The organism is Vibrio sp. 811 (assembly GCF_033339195.1).
In genome coordinates, this window is record NZ_JAWOUB010000011.1 from 106,386 (window position 1) to 126,939 (window position 20,554).

A 20,554-nucleotide genomic window follows, 5' to 3' on the forward strand; every position below is an offset into this window, starting at 1 on the left:
AAATAACCTCTTGATGGAATCAGACGAAAGAATGCAACCTAGTTGATACAACAACGTTTTGACATCTGGCACCTTGATATCATTTAGGTCTTTAAAGTGTATCTCGAACCCTAATATCGATGCTAGCCACCCTACCCTCAAAAGCAAATTTAGTTACAATAACAAAGCTTGTCGCCTCACCATAAATTTAGGGATACGGATGAACCAACTGCAACGCTTTTACCAATGGATCGCCACTTCACCTCCGCTTTTCAAGTTAACCCCTCCGTTTGCAACCTTAGAAGATATCTCGGTCAAACCTTTGAATAGCTCAGAACAATACAATGGTAATCCGAGACTGGGTTTTTTATATCAGCACCTATGCACTGCGGCTCTTTCTAATTCAGAACGATATCAGATTATTGCCGAAGAAATTCAGTTAAACGACGCGGAAGGTAAGACCATTGGTGCTGTCGATTTAGTGTTGAGGAATACAGAATCAAATCAGATAGAACATTGGGAAGTGGCGATTAAGTTTTATCTTCTTTACAACGGCATTTGGTATGGCCCGAATGCTCACGACCAGTTACATGTAAAATTGGATAGAATGCTCACGCATCAGCTGAAAATGAGCGATCGCCCGGAATTTCAAAAAATAATTCCTTTAAACGACTCTCCAGAAGAGCGCCTAATGATGCAAGGACGACTCTATATTAATCCGTTTACTCCAGAGCCAACTCCTAAGGAGTGCTTGGGTTATGAATTAAATCCAAGTCAGATTAGTGGTTACTGGTGCTATCAACGTCAATGGGATTTAATTGGTAAACCCCTTTATCATTTACATAAACCATGCTGGGCGACCGGTACAGACGATTTCTCTCAACCTATTGAAAAGCCTTTAGATCGATTCATACACGCACAAACGGAAGACGGTCAATTCTGGTTTGTGGTACCAGATTCATGGCCCGGAGATAAAGCGGTTCGGGGCACTTAAACATGAAAGGGTTGATGTTTTCACATCAACCCTTTGCTAGATACATTGACCATTGGATGTTTTACAAACCAGCGGCTGCAAACACTTGATTAACGATCTCTTGTGCTTCAGCTTCGATTTGTTTCAGATGTTCTTCACCTTTGAAGCTTTCACAGTAAATCTTGTAGATGTCCTCTGTGCCTGATGGACGAGCAGCGAACCAACCGTTAGCCGTCGTTACTTTAAGGCCACCAATCGCAGCACCATTGCCTGGTGCATGCGTTAGACGAGCAGTGATCGCATCACCTGCTAGAGTTTCAGCCGCAACCATTTCTGGTGACAACTTCTTCAATACGTCTTTTTGTGGGCCATTTGCTACAGCTTGAATACGGTTGTACTTCGACTCACCGTGCTTCGCCGCTAGCTCTTCATAGTAATCTTGAGGGTTCTTACCCGTTACCGCAGTGATCTCTGCTGCTAGAAGGCATAGCAAGATGCCATCTTTGTCTGTTGACCAAGGTGTGCCATCTTTACGAAGGAAAGACGCACCAGCACTTTCTTCGCCGCCGAAACCAAACTTACCAGTGTACAGACCGTCTACAAACCATTTGAAACCAACAGGCACTTCACATAGCTCACGACCTAGATCCGCAACAACACGGTCAATCAGCGCACTTGAAACTAGTGTTTTACCAACAGCGACGTCTTTACCCCACGCGTCACGATGACGGTACAAGTAGTCAATACAAACGGCTAAGAAGTGGTTCGGGTTCATCAAACCTTTTGGCGTAACGATACCGTGACGGTCGTAGTCAGGATCGTTACCAAATGCTAAATCGTATTCGTCTTTCAGTGCCAATAGACCCGCCATTGCGTAAGGAGAAGAACAGTCCATACGCACAACGCCGTCTTTATCTAGCGACATGAATTGGAAAGAAGGATCGATCGATTCACTTACTAGCGTTAGGTCTAGGTTGTATGCCTGACCAATTTGACGCCAGTAATCGATACCGCTGCCACCCAATGGATCTACACCAATCTTCAGGTTCGCTTTTTGGATTGCTTCCATATCGATAACGTTCACCAGGTCATCGATGTATGGCTTCACCAAGTCCATCTCTACAAACAGATCCGATGCTTTTGCTTCTGCTAGTGGTAGGCGTTTAACACCTTGTAAACCTTCAGCAATCAATTCGTTCGCACGATCTTCGATAGCTTGAGTCAACTCAGCTTCTGCAGGACCACCATGTGTCGGATTGTATTTGATACCGCCGTCTTGTGGTGGGTTATGTGATGGGGTAATAACGATACCGTCTGCTTTTTCATCGTGTTTGATGTTGTAAGTCAGAATCGCGTGTGAAATACCCGGTGTTGGCGTGTAACCGTTGTCTTGTTGGACAATCACTTTCACACCGTTTGCAATCAGTACTTCAATCACACTTGAGAAAGCAGGCTCAGATAGCGCATGCGTGTCTTTACCCACAAACAACGGGCCAATTGTGCCTTGCTCAGCACGAACTTCTGCTACCGCTTGAGCGATCGCTAAAATGTGGTTTTCGTTAAAAGTGTGCTTGTCTGCAGTACCGCGGTGGCCAGAAGTACCAAATTGAACTTTGTGTTCTGCGTTTGCCGCGTCTGGTTGAAGTAAGAAGTAGTTAGCAACGAGTGCTGGGATATTGTGAAGATCTTCCTGCTGCGCTTTTTGCCCAGCACGAGGGTGCATAGCCATGTTTGACATCCTTTCTTTAAATACAAATAAAATTAAAAAAGCCTCATAATATCCGCTCACTGCGACGCATTATGAGGCTTCTATCAGGTTTCTTAGATTGAACCTGTTACTTTTTCTATTAAGTCAGGTTGGAACCCCATGTGTGCCATCACTTGTTCAACCATCTGTCTTTTACGACTTGTATTGTTATTCGTGATAACCCAAAACGGTGTGCCAGGAATGGCTTTTGGCTTGGTCGTATTACCGTTTGCTAGCAAGGTTTCTTCATTATCTGCAAAGTACACGCGTTTGCGTCCTTTTACATTCGTAGCCTGGGCGAAACCTTCTGGATTCAATTTATGTAAGGTCGATAATACCAACATAAAGCGATCAATCGCTTTTTTTAGACCGGCAAACTCATCAGAAATAAGCAGCGAACGCATTTCTTTCACTACATCAACAGATTCCGTTTTACCCGCATCTTTACTTACTACAATCCCTTGTGGCTTCTCTACTACAGGCGCGGCTTTAGCTTCCTGCAACTGACCATCAAGGTTTAAAAGGCGTCGCAAAATATCCGAGGCGCTTTCACCGATATGCTTAGTTTGACTAGCTATATAACGGTATAGATCCTCATCAACCTCAATTGTTTTCATTCGCTTTTCACATTCTCAATGTTTAAACTCTGGGGGATTATAACGAGATCCACGCGGATACTCCACGTTAAACCCATCACGAATAAGATAAAATGTCAGCATTACTCAACTATAAGCAGGAAGGCCAAGGCCAAACAGTTGTTTTGATTCACGGATTGTTTGGTAGTTTAAGTAATCTGGGTCTACTCGCCCGCGATCTTATTAAAGATCACACGGTGATCAGTATTGATCTGAGAAATCACGGCCTCTCTTTCCACTCCGAAGTCCATAACTATACCGATATGGCAAAAGATGTGGCTCAGCTCCTTCAGCACTTAAACGTTGAGCCATCTATTGTTATTGGGCACTCCATGGGCGGAAAAGTCGCGATGGCTCTTGTGGACATTGCTCCAAATGTAGTCAAGAAGTTAGTCGTTCTCGACATGGCGCCTGTTGCCTACACTACGAACCGTCACGATAATGTTTTTAACGGCTTACATGCTGTTATTAATGAAAAACCAGCAAATCGACAGCAAGCCATGGATATCCTAGCTCAACATATTGAACTCGATGGTGTAAGACAATTTCTCTCTAAATCACTGTACAAAAATGGCGATAAGATGGATTGGCGGTTTAACGTACCGAGCCTTTTTGATAATTATGACCAAATTATTGGCTGGCAAGAAATCACACCAACAGATATCCCAACTTTGTTTATCAAAGGCGGCGACTCTGACTACTTAATGCCAGAACATCAGCCGGCAGTGAAGCGACAATTTAACCATGCTAAAGCACACATTATCGCTGGCACTGGTCACTGGTTACACGCCGAGAAACCGACAGAAGTAATGAGAGTCATTCGAAAATACATTTCGAGTTAACAAATTCGAAAAGCAACACTAGATTATTGAAATAACCCTTCTTGTAGTGCATTAACTTTACCGTTTAACAGTGGTATAGTGCGCCCAAGATTTTTCGGCATGAAGGGCTAAAATGCTTTACGACTATATGGATATGCTCGAGTCTGTTGGGCTCGATCTTCTTTTTGCTGCTATCTTTTTTTTCATCGGGATGGCGATAAAAGATGTGCTAAAGCAAGGCAATGTACCTGTTTTTGGTCGTCGTATTGTGTGGTTAGTCCTTTTCCTAGGCTGTGCTGGCTTTATTGCAAAAGGTGTAATTCAGCTAACTTGGGAAGGCTCAGGGTTAGGTTAAACCCTTAGTAGCATCGCCAATAACAAACAATGTAAAGGTATAGACTCTATGGCAAGTGTAGGTATCTTCTTCGGTAGCGACACAGGTAATACTGAAGCCGTTGCAAAGATGATTCAAAAGCAACTAGGTAAACATCTAGTTCACGTTCAAGACATCGCGAAAAGCAGCAAAGAAGACATTGATAACTTCGATCTTCTTCTTCTAGGTATCCCAACTTGGTACTACGGCGAAGCACAATGTGATTGGGATGACTTCTTCCCTGAACTTGAGCAAATCGACTTCTCTACTAAGCTAGTGGCTATCTTTGGCTGTGGCGACCAAGAAGACTACGCAGAATACTTCTGTGACGCGATGGGCACAGTCCGTGATATCGTTGAGTCTAAAGGCGGCACAATTCTTGGCCATACCTCGACAGAAGGCTACGAATTTGAAGCGTCTAAAGCACTTGTTGAAGGTGACGAAAGCCAATTCGTAGGTCTATGTATTGATGAAGACCGCCAACCAGAATTGACTGACGAGCGTGTTGAAAGCTGGGTTAAACAGATCTATGAAGAGATGTGTTTAGCTGAGCTAGAAGGCTAATCAAATTGAATGATGCAAAGACCTCCACTTGGAGGTCTTTTTGTATGTATTGTCACACAGCATCGGTAAGTACTTCCTCTTCGCGATACTGAGGTTTCTTTCTTACATAAAGCTTGCGTTGAACCTCTGAAACCACATTCCCCTGTTTATCTTTTACATGAGTAATAAACTCAGGAAAACACTTTTCTCCATTCCGTGTCATTTGATAAATGTTTTCCAGCATCCCTTCAGTGACCTCAAATTCTGCAAACAAATCACTTTGCCCCGGCTTAATAAAGTTAATGCTTGCCTCTTTATCCCACACATAATATTCCTCTCGTAGAATCCCCATCAGCATCAACGAGTAAATAGGATCAGTTAAAGAGAAAATACTGCCGCCATATTGGGTGCGATTGGCATTTTTATTCCACCAGCGAAGCTTTAAACGTACCTTTACAGTACGGAAGTCTTGAGAAATATGTAAGATTTTAATACCCGCCCCCCAAAAAGGAGGCCAAATATTGAGTGCGAACTTTACAATTCCTGGTTTGTATATCTTCGCTAGTCGCCTATTCATCGCTATCTCTGCCCTCTCCAAGCTTAATGTTACATAATTGTAACTGGTCAGAGCTGTAATATAATAGACCTGTTTCTAATTTACAAAAAGATTCTATTAACCCTTTGAAGTTCGTGGTTTAATGTTCCGAACGCTTATCCTATAATGGTAGGAAGATTGAATTCTGTTAAATCGCTGCAGATGATCCAACGGGAAAGTATATGTCAGATAATAATCAGGCGCTGAAGGATGCGGGTTTAAAAGTAACCCTTCCGAGGCTAAAAATTCTAGAAGTACTTCAGCAGCCAGACTGCCAGCACATCAGTGCTGAAGATTTGTACAAAAAGTTGATTGATCTAGGTGAAGAAATTGGCCTAGCAACTGTTTACCGAGTTCTAAACCAGTTCGACGATGCTGGTATTGTAACTCGTCACCACTTTGAAGGTGGAAAGTCAGTCTTCGAATTATCGACTCAACATCACCACGACCACCTAGTGTGCCTAGACTGTGGTGAGGTAATTGAATTTTCTGACGATCTTATTGAAGAACGTCAAAAAGAGATTGCAGCTAAGTACAATGTCACACTAACAAACCACAGCTTATACTTGTACGGCAAGTGTAGCGATGGTGGTTGTAAAGATAATCCAGATGCACACAAACCGAAAAAATAAGGGTTTGTTAATTTAAAAAGTAAACGTCAGCACATGCTGGCGTTTTTTGTTTCTAGAAGTCAGAACCTTAGACGTCAGTACTTTGGTTACAGAACAAAAGCTACTAAACACCCATCTTTTTTCTCCACAGTTTTGCACATCTATATAGCACTCTGTGGGATTAGGTATAAAAAATGCCAGCGTTTGCTGGCATTTTTTCATCGTTCTCAGCATTAATTGAGATTATTGATTCTCAATTTTTGCCCAGGTATCACGTAGACCAACCGTGCGGTTGAATACTAGATTATCTGCTGAAGAGTCTTTCGAGTCTGCACAGAAGTAACCCATACGTTCAAACTGGTAACCTTTTTCTGCTTCTGCGGAAGCTAGGCTAGGCTCGACGAAGCCATTGATCACAACTAATGATTCAGGGTTGATAGTAGAAGCAAAATCTTCCGCTGCGCCTGGGTTTGGCACCGTAAATAAACGATCGTACAGACGAATTTCCGCTGGAAGAGCTTTATCAGCTGACACCCAATGAATAACGCCTTTCACTTTACGACCATCTGCTGGGTTTTTACCTAGCGTATCTGCATCGTAAGAACAGAAGATCGTTGTGATGTTGCCTTCGGCATCTTTTTCAACGCGCTCAGCTTTGATCACGTAAGCACCACGTAAACGAACTTCTTTACCTAGCACTAAACGCTTGTACTTTTTGTTCGCTTCTTCACGGAAGTCTTCACGCTCAATCCACAATTCACGCGTGAATGGCACTTCACGCACGCCCATTTCAGGTTTATTTGGGTGGTTGGCAACTGTCAAGTTTTCTACTGCGCCTGCTTCAAAGTTTTCGATAACAACTTTAACAGGATCCAGTACAGCCATTGCACGCGGAGCGTTCTCGTTTAGGTCATCACGAATACAAGATTCTAATGAACTAAACTCGATCATATTTTCTTGCTTCGTTACACCAATACGCTTACAAAACTCACGAATAGATGCAGGTGTGAAGCCACGACGACGCAGACCTGAGACAGTCGGCATACGTGGATCATCCCAACCATTAACCAGTTTTTCAGTAACTAGCTGGTTAAGCTTACGCTTAGACATCACTGTGTATTCAAGGTTTAAACGACTGAACTCGTATTGATGTGGACGGCTTTCGATCGTGATGTTGTCTAGAACCCAATCGTACAGACGACGGTTATCCATGAATTCAAGCGTACAAATAGAGTGCGTAATGCCTTCTAATGCATCAGAAATACAGTGCGTAAAGTCGTACATTGGGTAAATGCACCACTTATCACCAGTTTGGTGGTGCGTAGCAAAACGCACTCGGTATAAAACTGGATCGCGCATGACCATGAATGAAGAATCCATGTCGATTTTAGCACGAAGACACGCTTTACCTTCTTCAAATTCACCAGCGCGCATTTTTTCAAACAACGCCAAGTTCTCTTCAACAGAACGGTCACGGTATGGACTTGGTTTACCTGGCGCCTTTAGTGTGCCGCGGTATTCACGAATTTGCTCTGGACTTAGCTCATCTACGTACGCTAAGCCTTTGTTAATCAATTCAATTGCATATTCGTAAAGCTTATCGAAGTAGTTTGATGAGTAACATACTTCACCACTCCACTCAAAGCCCAACCAGTTTACATCTTTCTTGATAGACTCAACGTATTCGATGTCTTCTTTTTCAGGGTTTGTATCGTCGAAACGCAGATTACATTGACCCTGGTAGTCCTGAGCAATACCGAAGTTCAAACAGATAGACTTAGCATGACCGATATGCAGGTAGCCATTTGGCTCCGGCGGGAATCGAGTATGCACGCTAGTGTGTTTACCATCCGCTAGATCTTTATCAATGATCTGGCGAATAAAGTTTGATGGACGAGCATCAGCTTCACTCATCTATAGCACCTCAAAAATATTAGTATTGTCAGAGAAAACGGAACCCTGTATCCAAGTATGGTTTCACAGAGTACATTGTTCCTAATGATCCACAATTCTAAGCAATTAGACAACAAGAACTCGCTCTAAAACGACAATATTTATCGAGTTAGCGTGAAAGCAAAGCAGATTCAAAGGGCCTAAACGAAAAAAGGCCTCCTGCGGAGGCCTTTTGCGATGTTGTAGTATCAATTGTTTGCAATACCAATAACAAACAATCACACCACTATTAAACAGTTAAGCTGGTAGCTGAACACCACTTAAGTCTTCATCTTTAGATACATTCTTCATCTCACCAGCAACAATCTCTGCTAGTGGACCAAGGATAACTTGTAGGTTGTTTGTACCTAGCTTCACAACTCCCATAGCTCCAAGATCTTTCAGAGTTTTCTCATTGATAACGCTCATATCTTTCACAGAAAGGCGCAAACGAGTAATACAGGCATCGATAGAACTTAGGTTGTCATGACCGCCAAGTGCTTTCAAGTACTGACGAGCAAGCTCTGAAGAATTGCTTGATCCAGCCACGTTAGATGAAGCTTCTTCATCATCTTCACGTCCCGGTGTTTTAAGGCCAAACTTAACAATCACGGTACGGAACACGAAGTAGTAAACCGCAAAGAAACCAAGACCTTGTACAATGAGCATGTACCAGTTTACCGCTAGCGGGTTACGAGTCGACAATACTAAGTCGACTAAACCAGCAGAGAAACCGAAACCTGCAATCCACTGCATTGATGCCGCGATATAAACTGATAGACCAGTCAGCGCTGCGTGAAGAACGTACAGTCCTGGAGCAAGGAACATGAATGCAAATTCAAGTGGTTCTGTTACACCTGTAAAGAATGAAGCAAACGCAGCTGCAATCATGATAGATGCCACTTTCTCTTTATTCTTTGATTTCGCAGTATGGTACATCGCTAGAGCAGCGCCTGGTAAACCAAACATCATGATTGGGAAGAAGCCCGCTTGGTACATCCCCGTAACACCTACCGTTGCCGTGCCTTCAGCTAATGATTTCGCACCGCCAAGGAAGTTTGGAATGTCATTAATACCAGCAACATCAAACCAGAACACTGAGTTTAGTGCATGGTGCAGACCAACAGGAATTAGAAGACGGTTGAAGAATGCGTAAACACCTGCACCTGCTTCACCCATACCTTGAATGCTTTCACCAAAACTTACCAGACCGCCGTAAACTGATGGCCAAACGTACATCAGGATGAACGCAATAACGATACCAGCAAAAGACGTTAGGATCGGTACAAGACGCTTGCCAGAGAAAAACGCCAGTGCTTTGTGCAGCTCTACGTGAGAAAAACGGTTGTACAACTCAGCAGAAACAATACCAACCAAGATACCGACGAACTGGTTATTGATTTTACCAAATGCAGCAGGTACTTCACTTGGGTCAATGCCTTGAATTTGTGATACTGCACCAGGGGCCAAAAGCGTTGTGACAACTAAGAAGCCCACGAAACCTGAAAGTGCAGCGGCGCCATCTTTGTCTTTAGACATTCCGTAAGCAACACCAACAGCGAACAATACTGACATATTGTCAATGATCGCTGCACCAGCTTTAATAAGAAATGCAGCAAGTGCACTGTTTGCGCCCCAGCCATTTGGGTCGATCCAGTAGCCAATACCCATGAGTATTGCTGCTGCAGGAAGTGTGGCAACCGGCACCATAAGCGCCTTACCCACCTTCTGGAAGTATCCGAGAATGTTCACCTTAAGTTCCCCCTATAGGATTAGATGTTATGTTGAATGACTTATTTCAGCCGTCCAATTTAGTCATCCTAAGTTTATGATATTAATTTTGCTCCGCAAATTAAAAGCTCACCGTTTGTGATCATAATCACCACAATTTGCCCTTTCGGAAGGTTTTTGCTAGCGAGATCATAAAACTTATTTTATTATACGAAAAAATGGCGTTTTAAAGATAATATTCTCGCACTTTATGCAAGGCAGAATCAGTGTTATTTTGGTATCTAGGCGGGTAAATCACTGTAACTTTGCTCTGAAAAAGAATCATAAAAAACCATACAATTATTACTTTTCAGTTAGTTACTATGACAATAACATCGATAAAACGCGACTTGCTGTATGTGACTCGTTATCTAATTCAGTGATACAAACTAAGTACCCATATGACTGAAGCAGTCTCTACTTAGATAACGATATAGAAATTGAATTCTCATCTATAAGGACTAGCTGACTATGTACGCGCTAAGTAACTGTAAAATTTATACCGGTAGTGATGTTCTTACCGATCATGCGGTCATCATCGAAAACGATCTTATTCAATCTATTGTGCCGGTTTCTGAGCTACCTCAAAGCATCGAAGTAAAAGACCTTGCAGGCGCTAATCTAAGTCCAGGCTTTATCGATCTGCAGTTGAACGGTTGTGGCGGTGTAATGCTAAACGATGCAATTACCCCTGAAACCATGCAAATCATGCACCAGGCAAACCTCAAATCTGGCTGTACTAGCTTCCTGCCAACACTCATTACGTCATCTGATGAAGATATGCGAACTGCAATTGCCGCAGCTCGTGAGTACCACAACAAGTATCAAAATCAATCGCTTGGTTTACACCTCGAAGGTCCTTACCTTAACGTCGCGAAAAAAGGCATCCATAACGTCGATTTTATTCGCCCATCAGACGAAAGCATGATCGACCTTATCTGCGCAAACGCCGATATCGTAGCGAAAGTAACACTAGCACCTGAGCATAACGACCCAGAGCATATTGCGCGATTAAAGGCTGCTGGCATCGTGGTTTCAATTGGCCACACAAATGCAACCTACGCCGAAGCACGTAAAAGCTTTGAAGCAGGCATTACTTTTGCTACACACCTCTTTAATGCAATGACACCAATGGTTGGTCGTGAACCAGGAGTTGTTGGTGCAATTTACGATACTCCTGACGTATATGCTGGCATTATTGCTGATGGTTTTCACGTCGACTACGCAAACATCCGAATTGCTCATAAAATCAAAGGTGAAAAGCTTGTTTTGGTGACGGATGCCACAGCTCCAGCAGGTGCTAACATTGATCACTTTATTTTTGTCGGTAAGAAAGTATATTACCGAGATGGTAAGTGTGTTGATGAAAATGGCACGCTAGGCGGCTCAGCTTTGACAATGATTGAAGCAGTTCAGAATTCAGTTGAGCACGCGGGGATCGCTTTAGACGAAGCTCTACGAATGGCCACGTTATACCCAGCAACAGCAATTGGTGTTGAGGATCGCCTTGGCCGAGTTCGAAAAGGGATGGTTGCAAACCTGACTATTTTCGATCGTGACTTTAAAGTAAAAGCGACGGTTGTTAACGGACAATACGAGCAAAATTAAGCATGAATGGCGGACAGATTGGTAATGTAGATTTAGTAAAACAGCTTAACAGCGCTGCGGTATATAGGCTGATTGATCAGCAAGGTCCTATCTCCCGTATTCAAGTCGCGGACGTGAGTCAGCTCGCGCCTGCTAGTGTTACCAAAATAACCCGCCAACTTTTAGAGCGCGGCCTTATTAAGGAGGTCGCCCAACAAGCTTCAACTGGTGGTCGTCGTGCGATCTCTTTGACTACTGAAGTCAAACCTTTTCATTCGATTGCCGTTCGCTTAGGTCGAGATTACGTACAGTTCAGTTTATACGATTTAGGTGGCACCGCGCTGGCAGAAGATCAGCATGAACTGCACTACACTAACCAAGCAGACTTAATCGCAGGACTTATCGATTTATTAAAAGATTTCGTAAGCCGTTGCGAAGACAAAATTGATCAACTCATCGCTATCGGCATCACTTTACCGGGCCTTGTTAACCCAACAACTGGCGTGGTCGAATACATGCCTAATACCGATATCGATAATCTTGCTCTCGGTGAAATTGTTGGAGAGAAGTTTAATACAGCATGCTTTGTTGGCAACGACGTACGTGGCATGGCGTTGGCTGAGCACTACTTTGGAGCAAGCCAAGACTGCCAGGATTCTATTTTGGTTAGCGTCCACCGCGGTACTGGCGCAGGTATTATCGTTAACGGCCAGGTTTTTCTTGGTTTTAACCGCAACGTCGGTGAAATTGGTCATATCCAAATTGACCCGCTTGGTGAGCAATGCCAATGTGGAAACTTTGGCTGTTTAGAAACCGTAGCTGCAAACCCAGCGATTATTCAACGAGTGAAGCAACTGATTACTCAAGGATACGAATCAAGCTTAACCGACCTTGAAAACATCACAATTGAAGCGGTATGTCAGCACGCAATGAATGGTGATGAACTTGCGAAACAGAGTTTAGTGCGAGTGGGCAACCAGCTAGGTAAAGCGATTGCGATTACGGTTAACTTATTTAATCCACAGAAAATTGTAATTGCTGGCGATATTACTGCAGCACAAGATATTGTTTTCCCTGCAATTCAACGCAATGTAGAGAATCAATCTCTTAAAACTTTCCATAACGACCTCCCTATCGTGGCTTCTCACATTGATAAGCAGCCAACGATGGGCGCATTTGCGATGATTAAACGCGCTATGCTGAACGGAGTTTTGTTACAAAAGTTACTGGAAGACTAAGTTTATACAACCAATTGAGTTACAATCTCGGGCTGTGTTTTCACAGCCCGTTTTTGTATATCAGGAATACAGCTTAACAGTATGGAAATTATTCTAATTACAGCCGCTTTTTTAGCTGGTTTTATTGCGCTTAAATGCAGCCTCCCTCCCCTCGTTGGTTTTCTACTAGCTGGATTTGGCTTGCATGCATTTGGTTACCAAAGCAATGACGTTATCGTCACTCTCGCAGATCTTGGTGTTACTCTTCTTCTGTTTACTATTGGACTCAAACTCGATGTAAAAACCCTGCTGTCCAAAGAAATATGGGGAGGGGCAACCGCCCACAACATACTCTCTACCGCTTTTTTTGCCCTAGCGTTATCCGGCTTAAAACTACTGGGCTTGACTTCGCTAGCCAGTATGGACGGCAGCCAAATCCTGCTTTTAGCTTTTGCACTATCGTTCTCTAGTACCGTTTTTGCCGTAAAAGCATTGCAAGAAAAAGGCGAAATGAACGCGACCTACGGCACACTCGCGATCGGTATCTTGGTTATGCAAGATATTTTTGCCGTAGTATTCCTGACTGCTTCAACCGGAAAAGTCCCAGAATGGTATGCCATCGGTTTGTTCGCACTGCCTTTCCTTCGTCCTCTATTCTATAAGCTGCTCGATAAAGTTGGCCACGGCGAAATGCTAGTGCTATTCGGTATTTTCTTCGCGCTTGTTATCGGTGCTGGGCTATTCGAGTTGGTCGGGATGAAACCAGACTTGGGCGCGCTAATTTTAGGCATGCTACTCGCAGGTCACCCAAAAGCCTCAGAACTATCCAAGTCATTATTCAATATGAAGGAGCTCTTTTTAGTCTGCTTCTTTTTAAACATTGGTTTATCCGCCTCATTGAGCGTGAATGGCGTCGTTCTCGCCCTGCTATTTATCTTACTGCTACCAATCAAAGGACTCTTGTACTTCGTCACTATTAATCATTTTAAGTTTCGAGTACGTACCTCTTTGCTCGCCTCTTTATCACTATTTAACTACAGTGAGTTTGGTCTTATTGTTGCAGGGTTGGCCTATAAAATGGGCTGGATGCCAAGTGATATGCTTGCTGCGATTGCGGTTGCGGTGTCGGTATCCTTTGTAATTTCCGCGCCACTTAACCGCCTTAGCCATAAAATTTATCAACATTCAGGTAAGTGGCTGCAAGAGACAGCGGTAGAAAAGCTCAATCAACGCGACCAACTCATCAACCCAGGTCATGCCCAAGTATTGATCTTAGGTATGGGGCGTATTGGAACCGGCGCTTATGATGAGCTACGTTCACGCTATGGCAAAATTTCATTGGGTATAGAAATTCGTGAAGACGCTGCACATCATCATCGTTCAGAGGGAAGAAATGTGATTTCTGGTGATGCCACCGACCCGGATTTCTGGGAGCGAATTTTAGATACAGGTCATGTAAAACTGGTTCTGCTTGCAATGCCACATCATCAAGGTAACCAAACAGCACTTGAGCAGCTTAAACGCAGAAAATATAAGGGGCAAATTGCCGCTATCGCCGAATACCCAGATCAATTGGAAGGCTTACTTGAAAATGGCGTTGACGCAGCATTCAATATTTATAGTGAAGCTGGTAGCGGTTTTGCTCGACACGTCTGTAAACAACTTCAGCCTAAATTCACACCAATTAAATAAGCAACAGCACTGATATTTTTCGAAAGGCTTTCTATTGATAGAAAGCCTTTTTTGTACAGTTTTTATACCAAACCTTGATCTCATTCACCAAAACAACGGTTTAGTTAAATATTTTCCATACAACAAGGCCTTTTATCATTTTTTTAATCACAAAACGTTGCTTTTTTTATTAGTAATGGCAAATTTAAACCATACCGATTAGAAATTGTTTAGTTTAGTAAGGATGTAGTATGTGTTCAGTATTTGGCATTTTAGACATTAAAAGCGATGCAGCCGCATTGCGCCCTATCGCATTAGAGATGTCGAAAAAACTTCGTCACCGTGGCCCAGACTGGTCTGGGATTTACTCTTCAGAGCGTGCTATTTTAGCGCACGAGCGCTTGGCGATTGTTGGTCTAAATAGTGGTGCACAGCCGCTATACAGCCCTGATAAGAAGCTCATCCTTGCCGTCAATGGTGAAATCTACAACCATAAAGAAATTCGTGCTCGTTACGAAGGAAAGTACGAATTTCAAACCGATTCAGACTGTGAAGTCATTCTTGCACTTTACCAAGATATGGGTGCAGATCTCCTTGAAGAACTAAACGGTATTTTCGCTTTTGTGCTCTACGACGAAGAAAAAGATGAGTATTTAGTCGGCCGTGACCATATTGGTATTATCCCTCTTTATCAAGGTCACGATGAGCATGGTAACTACTATGTGGCATCAGAGATGAAGGCTCTTGTTCCAGTATGTAAAACAGTAAGTGAATTCCCTCCTGGTAGCTACTACAGCTCTAAAGATACTCAGCCAACACGTTACTATGTTCGTGACTGGAACGAGTACGCAGCAGTACAAGGTAACAGCACTAGCAAAGAAGAATTGACGGAAGCGCTAGAAGCGGCTGTTAAACGCCAACTAATGACTGACGTGCCTTACGGTGTGCTTCTTTCAGGTGGTCTAGATTCTTCTATTACATCTGCGGTAGCAAAACGCTTTGCAGCGATGCGTATTGAAGATGATGAAAAGTCTGAAGCTTGGTGGCCTCAACTGCACTCTTTTGCTGTTGGCCTAGAAGGCGCGCCTGACCTGAAAGCCGCTCGCGAAGTTGCCGACCAAATTGGTACCGTTCACCACGAAATGACGTACACGATTCAAGAAGGTTTGGACGCGATTCGTGACGTGATTTACCACATTGAAACGTATGACGTGACGACTATCCGCGCATCAACACCTATGTTCTTAATGGGTCGTAAGATCAAAGCGATGGGTATCAAGATGGTATTGTCTGGTGAGGGCGCTGACGAAATCTTTGGTGGCTACCTTTACTTCCACAAGGCGCCAAACGCGAAAGAGTTCCACGAGGAGACAGTGCGTAAACTGCTTGCTCTGAACATGTTCGACTGTGCTCGTGCTAACAAGTCGCTGGCAGCATGGGGAGTTGAAGGACGCGTACCTTTCCTAGATAAAGAGTTCATTGATGTAGCAATGCGCTTGAACCCAGCGGACAAGATGTGTGGCAACGGTAAAATGGAGAAGCACATCCTTCGTGAGTGCTTCGAGCACTACCTGCCAGAATCGATCGCATGGCGTCAAAAAGAGCAGTTCTCTGATGGCGTTGGCTACAGCTGGATCGATACGCTGAAAGAAGTAGCAGAACAGAAAGTGACAGATCAGCAGATGGAAACAGCTCAATATCGATTCCCATACAACACGCCAACGACAAAAGAAGGCTACGTGTACCGTGAAATCTTTGAAGAGTTATTCCCACTTCCATCAGCAGCAGAGTGTGTACCAGGAGGCCCTTCAGTAGCGTGTTCTTCAGCGAAGGCGATTGAATGGGATGAATCGTTCCAAAACTGTGTTGACCCATCAGGTCGTGCAGTACAGACCGTTCACAACGATTCATACTAATTCTCTACGATAAAGATAAGGGTCGGTTCGTCCAACCCTTTTAAAACAGACAGAAAATTAGATACGATCAAAAAGAGGTGCTTTTGCACCTCTTTTTATGTTTGATGGAATTAGGCTATTTTAAATCTAAATCACTATTGTCTATGCTTACAGGCACACGCTTGGTGATCATCTGAACTAGCATAATTGAGCGTTTCTCACCATCTTGTTCTTGGAAGATGGCATCTATGCCCGCAAATTGACCGCTTTTAACTCTAATTTGATCGCCTGGTTTTGGCATGCATTCAGAAACGGTATTGTCATTACAACACTTTTCTAGCTGCATCAATTCGAAGACCAAGTCACCTTGAACTTCTTTCGGTTGAGCACCAAAACGCACAAAGTCAACAACACCTCGAGTAGAGCGGACTGAAGTGAAGTTTGGCCCTTGCTCATAATCAAAGTAAGCGAATACGTAACAAGGAAACAGCGGTTCCTCGACTTTTTGTCTTTTCCCGCGCAAAATCTTCTCAACTTCTACAGTTGGATAAAAGCACTCTACACCTTGATTTTCAAGGTGTTGTTTCGCCCTAACCTGCTCCCCACGTTTACAATAAAGTAGATACCAACGTTTCATCTTTTTACTAGCCAATTCTATTTTGTTTTTATCCTAGCATTAAGCCAAAGTTGAGTCATTGATATTCAGTTTATCTATAAAAGTATGATTATACATCGCTCGCATTAACGACATTTTTCAGCAACTTACGATAAAGAAGTCCATATGCAAAAATGGAAATTAAGTTTGTAACACAACCAATACACCATCATATAATCTGCAAATTCAATCAAAAACAGCCACTTAACAAACAAAAATAGTCGAATGGCAAAATTTTATTATTTGTCACTCGTTGAATTGCATTGTATACGTAGAAGTCGTTAAAAAATGTAATAACTATTATTAGAAGAGCTTATGTCAAACCAACATCAATATTTTGGTCATCCACGTGGCCTGTTCTTATTGTTCGGTACAGAACTGTGGGAACGCTTTTCTTACTACGCAATGCGTGCCATTCTCGTGCTTTACCTTACTGATACAACAATGAATGGCGGCCTTGGCTGGTCAACCAAAGACGCATTAGACCTATACGGCATATACACAGGGCTTGTGTATATCACGCCTCTTATCGGTGGTTACCTAGCAGATAACTATTTAGGTCAACGTCGCTCAATTTTGCTTGGTGGCGCGTTAATGGCCATCGGCCAGTTTACTCTTGCACTTCCTGCTGATGCTTTAGGTATTGGTTCGCTACACAGTTTCTATTTAGGTCTTGGCCTACTTATCACTGGTAACGGTCTCTTTAAGCCAAATATCTCAACCATGGTTGGCGACCTTTATCAAGAAGGTGACAACCGTCGTGACGGCGCATTCACTATCTTTTATATGGGTATCAACTTAGGTGCATTACTTGCCGGCGTCGTTTCTGGCTCTGTGACAACCTCTTACGGTTGGAAAGCTGGCTTTGTTGCCGCTGGTGTGGGTATGCTGGTTAGCCTAGTGATGCAAATGGTACTGGCTCAATCATGGCTTGGTGATATTGGTCGCGAACCAGCGGCGAAACGAGATCTAAACAACAAAAACGCCACCACGAAGCAGCCACTCACCAAAGAAGAAGTGAATCGACTAAAAGTAATTCTGGTCATGAGCTTATTCACTATTGTCTTCTGGGCAGGCTTTGAACAAGCTGGTGGCCTGATGAACATCTACACTCAACAATATACTGATCGCATGATTGGTGGTTTCGAAGTTCCTGCTGCGTGGTTCCAATCACTAAACCCATTTTTCATTATTACTCTAGCGCCAGTTCTGGCTGTCCTTTGGGTAAAATTGGGTAAACGTGAACCTACTTCGCCAGTGAAATTTGCGATGGCACTATTTTTCTTGGCGATTGGTTTCCTTTGTATGGTTGGCGCAGTGCTAGAACAAGGTGGAGATACAACAGTAAAAACATCGATGTTATGGTTGGTCGGCGCTTTCTTCTTCCACACATTAGGCGAGCTGTGTTTATCTCCAATTGGTCTTTCATTGGTGACTAAATTAGCACCGCTTCGCTTAGCTTCACTTATGATGGGTGCATGGTTTGGCTGTAATGCGATTGCTAACTATGTTGCGGGCTATGTGGGTTCTCACGTAGGCGAGTTAGGCGCTATGGCTATCTTTAGTGGTATTGCGGTCAGCGCAACCGTAAGTGGCGTAATCTTGCTCCTGTTCTCTAATACACTCGTTCGCTGGATGCATGGCGCTGAAAATACGCACAGCACGGCAGAGCAAGTAGAAGAGCAGCAAGTACAAGTCGCTTGATCGCTCAACTAAACGTAGAAAGGGTCGCTATTGCGACCCTTTTTTGTATCTAAAGTTTAGATTTAACTAACTCAACCATCATCTCGATATGAAGTTCACTATCGTTCAAACAAGGGATGTAGGTAAAGTTTTCACCACCTGCTTCAAGGAAAATCTCTTTACACTCTTCCGAGATCTCTTCCAACGTCTCTAAACAATCTGAAGAAAATGCAGGGGTCACAACATTAATATTTTTCACACCCTTTGCAGGAAGTGCCTCTAGGGTCTTATCGGTATAAGGTTGAAGCCACTCTTCTCTCCCAAATCGGGACTGATACGTCATGCCAATTTGTTGTTCACTTAAACCTAACGCTTCCCCAAGCAAGCGAGTCGTCTCTTCACAATGCTGTGGGTAAACATCACCATTGTCAGCATAGCGTTTTGGAATACCATGATAAGAACACAGCAGGTAATCTCCCTGACCATTCTTTTGCCAATGTTCACGAACTGAATGCGCTAACGCTTCAATATATTTCGGGTGATTGTAATAATCACGAATAAAGCTAAAGCTTGGCATCACAGGCAGGTTTTTAAATGCTTTAGTGATTCCGTCAGAAACCGCTGCCGTTGTTGTTCCCGAGTATTGCGGATACAACGGTAAAACAATGACTTCATCAACGCCTTGCGCCAATAGGGCTTCAAAGCCTGATTGTAAACTTGGGTTACCATACGTCATACCAAGCTCTACAGGTATATCAAGCTTTTGTGCTAACTTTTCAGTTTGGCGTTTAGAGTACACCATCAACGGCGAGCCCTCTTCCATCCATACTGATTGATAGAGTTTGGCAACTTTAGGAGCTCGGATAGGAAGGATAACGCCGTGCAATAGTGGACACCAAAGCCATCGAGTCATGTCTACCACTCGGTGATCATGAAGAAACTGACTTAAAAAACGCTTTACGGCAGGAGCGGTTGGTGCGTCAGGAGTTCCCAGGTTAACTAGGAGTACACCCTGTTTATTATTCTCTTTCATAACATCCTATTCATGGTAAACGGCTTGGTTCATATATTTAAGTAACCTCGAAGTAACGAATAGCCGAGCTGAAGTTAATTAGATATATGTTTACGAGTAAACTAAAAAAAGCGACCACTTGGGCCGCTTTCAATATATCAAAATATTAAATTTTTGACTTCAGCAAATTAAGATAGTGCTTTCTCGATATCCGCACTAACTTCAGCTACTTGCTTAGTACCATCAAACTTAAGATACTTAGTCTTGCCTGCTTCAGCTTCTTTGCCGTAGTAGTTGATTAGCGGTGCAGTTTGCTCGTGGTAAACACCTAGACGAGCACGTACTGTTTCTTCTTTGTCATCATCACGAACAACAAGATCTTCACCAGTTACATCATCTTTACCTTCCACTTTAGGCGGGTTGTAAACCACGTGGTAAGTACGACCAGAAGGAAGGTGAGCACGACGACCAGCCATACGCTCAACAATCACATCGTCTGCAACGTCAAATTCGATAACGTAGTCTACGTCTACGCCCATTTCTTTTAGGCCGTCAGCTTGAGGGATAGTACGTGGGAAACCATCTAGTAGGAAACCGTTTGCACAGTCTTCTTGAGCGATGCGCTCTTTGATAAGACCAAGGATGATTTCATCAGAAACTAGCTGACCAGCGTCAATAACAGCTTTAGCTTGTTTACCAAGCTCTGTACCTGCTTTGATAGCAGCACGAAGCATATCACCAGTAGAGATTTGTGGAATACCGTATTTTTCCATGATGAAGTTTGCTTGTGTGCCTTTACCTGCACCTGGAGCACCTAGAAGAATGATGCGCATGATTTATCCTCTTTAATATTTA

At 43.3% G+C, this 20,554-nt stretch carries 18 protein-coding genes; 10 read left to right on the forward strand and 8 right to left on the reverse strand.

Annotated features, from left to right (window positions below; genetic code table 11):
• Window positions 1-199 precede the first annotated feature (199 nt).
• The gene (locus R7Q46_RS16485; RefSeq protein WP_033906915.1) at window positions 200-973 is read left to right on the forward strand and encodes a DUF1853 family protein; all 774 of its coding nucleotides are present in this window, start codon (window positions 200-202) and stop codon (window positions 971-973) included.
• Window positions 974-1,034: 61 nt separating this feature from the next.
• Here R7Q46_RS16485 and pgm read toward each other — a convergent pair whose 3' ends face one another.
• Together pgm and seqA are read right to left on the reverse strand one after the other, a co-directional pair.
• Window positions 1,035-2,681, reverse strand: a complete 1,647-nt coding sequence (pgm, locus tag R7Q46_RS16490) for a phosphoglucomutase (alpha-D-glucose-1,6-bisphosphate-dependent) (protein WP_170893754.1) — start codon at window positions 2,679-2,681, stop codon at window positions 1,035-1,037.
• 92 nt (window positions 2,682-2,773) lie between these two features.
• Entirely contained in the window at window positions 2,774-3,316 is a 543-nt protein-coding gene (gene seqA, locus R7Q46_RS16495; RefSeq protein ID WP_005382149.1) for a replication initiation negative regulator SeqA, read from the reverse strand.
• Window positions 3,317-3,408: 92 nt separating this feature from the next.
• Here seqA and R7Q46_RS16500 point away from each other — a divergent pair, with 92 nt between their 5' ends.
• From R7Q46_RS16500 to fldA, 3 genes are all read left to right on the forward strand, one after another.
• Window positions 3,409-4,176, forward strand: a complete 768-nt coding sequence (locus R7Q46_RS16500) for an alpha/beta fold hydrolase (RefSeq protein WP_017634814.1) — start codon at window positions 3,409-3,411, stop codon at window positions 4,174-4,176.
• Between the two features lie 112 nt (window positions 4,177-4,288).
• A complete protein-coding gene (locus tag R7Q46_RS16505) occupies window positions 4,289-4,510 on the forward strand; it encodes a DUF2788 domain-containing protein (RefSeq protein WP_318077618.1) in 222 nt (73 codons plus the stop codon).
• Between the two features lie 48 nt (window positions 4,511-4,558).
• Window positions 4,559-5,092: a flavodoxin FldA gene (gene fldA, locus R7Q46_RS16510; RefSeq protein ID WP_005382146.1), complete on the forward strand. Its 534-nt coding sequence runs from the start codon at window positions 4,559-4,561 to the stop codon at window positions 5,090-5,092.
• Window positions 5,093-5,144: 52 nt separating this feature from the next.
• Here fldA and R7Q46_RS16515 read toward each other — a convergent pair whose 3' ends face one another.
• Entirely contained in the window at window positions 5,145-5,648 is a 504-nt protein-coding gene (locus R7Q46_RS16515; RefSeq protein ID WP_005382144.1) for a DUF4442 domain-containing protein, read from the reverse strand.
• Between the two features lie 200 nt (window positions 5,649-5,848).
• On the opposite strand from R7Q46_RS16515, the gene fcrX reads away from it, so the two are divergent.
• Window positions 5,849-6,298 (forward strand): ferric iron uptake transcriptional regulator FcrX, encoded by a 450-nt coding sequence (gene fcrX, locus R7Q46_RS16520; protein WP_005382141.1) that lies wholly within the window; start codon window positions 5,849-5,851, stop codon window positions 6,296-6,298.
• A 222-nt stretch (window positions 6,299-6,520) separates the two neighbouring features.
• Here the strand turns inward: fcrX and glnS are convergent, their stop codons facing one another.
• Together glnS and nagE are read right to left on the reverse strand one after the other, a co-directional pair.
• A complete protein-coding gene (gene glnS, locus R7Q46_RS16525; RefSeq protein WP_318077620.1) occupies window positions 6,521-8,191 on the reverse strand; it encodes a glutamine--tRNA ligase in 1,671 nt (556 codons plus the stop codon).
• Window positions 8,192-8,467: 276 nt separating this feature from the next.
• Window positions 8,468-9,961 (reverse strand): N-acetylglucosamine-specific PTS transporter subunit IIBC, encoded by a 1,494-nt coding sequence (gene nagE, locus R7Q46_RS16530; RefSeq protein WP_005384985.1) that lies wholly within the window; start codon window positions 9,959-9,961, stop codon window positions 8,468-8,470.
• Window positions 9,962-10,450: 489 nt separating this feature from the next.
• Here nagE and nagA point away from each other — a divergent pair, with 489 nt between their 5' ends.
• The 4 genes from nagA (at window position 10,451) to asnB (ending at window position 16,370) form a co-directional block, all read left to right on the forward strand.
• A complete protein-coding gene (nagA, locus tag R7Q46_RS16535; protein WP_005384983.1) occupies window positions 10,451-11,587 on the forward strand; it encodes an N-acetylglucosamine-6-phosphate deacetylase in 1,137 nt (378 codons plus the stop codon).
• Window positions 11,588-11,589: 2 nt separating this feature from the next.
• On the forward strand, window positions 11,590-12,804 hold the full coding sequence (nagC, locus tag R7Q46_RS16540; RefSeq protein WP_005382105.1) for a DNA-binding transcriptional regulator NagC: 1,215 nt from the start codon (window positions 11,590-11,592) through the stop codon (window positions 12,802-12,804).
• 81 nt (window positions 12,805-12,885) lie between these two features.
• A complete protein-coding gene (locus tag R7Q46_RS16545; RefSeq protein WP_047102890.1) occupies window positions 12,886-14,475 on the forward strand; it encodes a cation:proton antiporter family protein in 1,590 nt (529 codons plus the stop codon).
• Between the two features lie 230 nt (window positions 14,476-14,705).
• Window positions 14,706-16,370 carry an asparagine synthase B gene (asnB, locus tag R7Q46_RS16550; RefSeq protein WP_005382100.1) on the forward strand — a complete coding sequence of 555 codons (1,665 nt, stop codon included), beginning with the start codon at window positions 14,706-14,708 and terminating at the stop codon, window positions 16,368-16,370.
• A gap of 115 nt (window positions 16,371-16,485) precedes the next feature.
• Here the strand turns inward: asnB and rfaH are convergent, their stop codons facing one another.
• Window positions 16,486-16,986, reverse strand: a complete 501-nt coding sequence (gene rfaH, locus R7Q46_RS16555) for a transcription/translation regulatory transformer protein RfaH (RefSeq protein ID WP_005382098.1) — start codon at window positions 16,984-16,986, stop codon at window positions 16,486-16,488.
• A 333-nt stretch (window positions 16,987-17,319) separates the two neighbouring features.
• Between rfaH and R7Q46_RS16560 the strand changes: the two genes are divergently transcribed.
• Entirely contained in the window at window positions 17,320-18,708 is a 1,389-nt protein-coding gene (locus R7Q46_RS16560; RefSeq protein ID WP_005382097.1) for a peptide MFS transporter, read from the forward strand.
• Between the two features lie 49 nt (window positions 18,709-18,757).
• On the opposite strand, the gene hemH is transcribed toward R7Q46_RS16560, so the two are convergent.
• Both hemH and adk read right to left on the reverse strand, forming a co-directional pair.
• Entirely contained in the window at window positions 18,758-19,720 is a 963-nt protein-coding gene (gene hemH, locus R7Q46_RS16565; RefSeq protein ID WP_005382095.1) for a ferrochelatase, read from the reverse strand.
• A 167-nt stretch (window positions 19,721-19,887) separates the two neighbouring features.
• On the reverse strand, window positions 19,888-20,532 hold the full coding sequence (gene adk, locus R7Q46_RS16570) for an adenylate kinase (RefSeq protein WP_005382094.1): 645 nt from the start codon (window positions 20,530-20,532) through the stop codon (window positions 19,888-19,890).
• Between the last annotated feature and the right edge of the window lie 22 nt (window positions 20,533-20,554).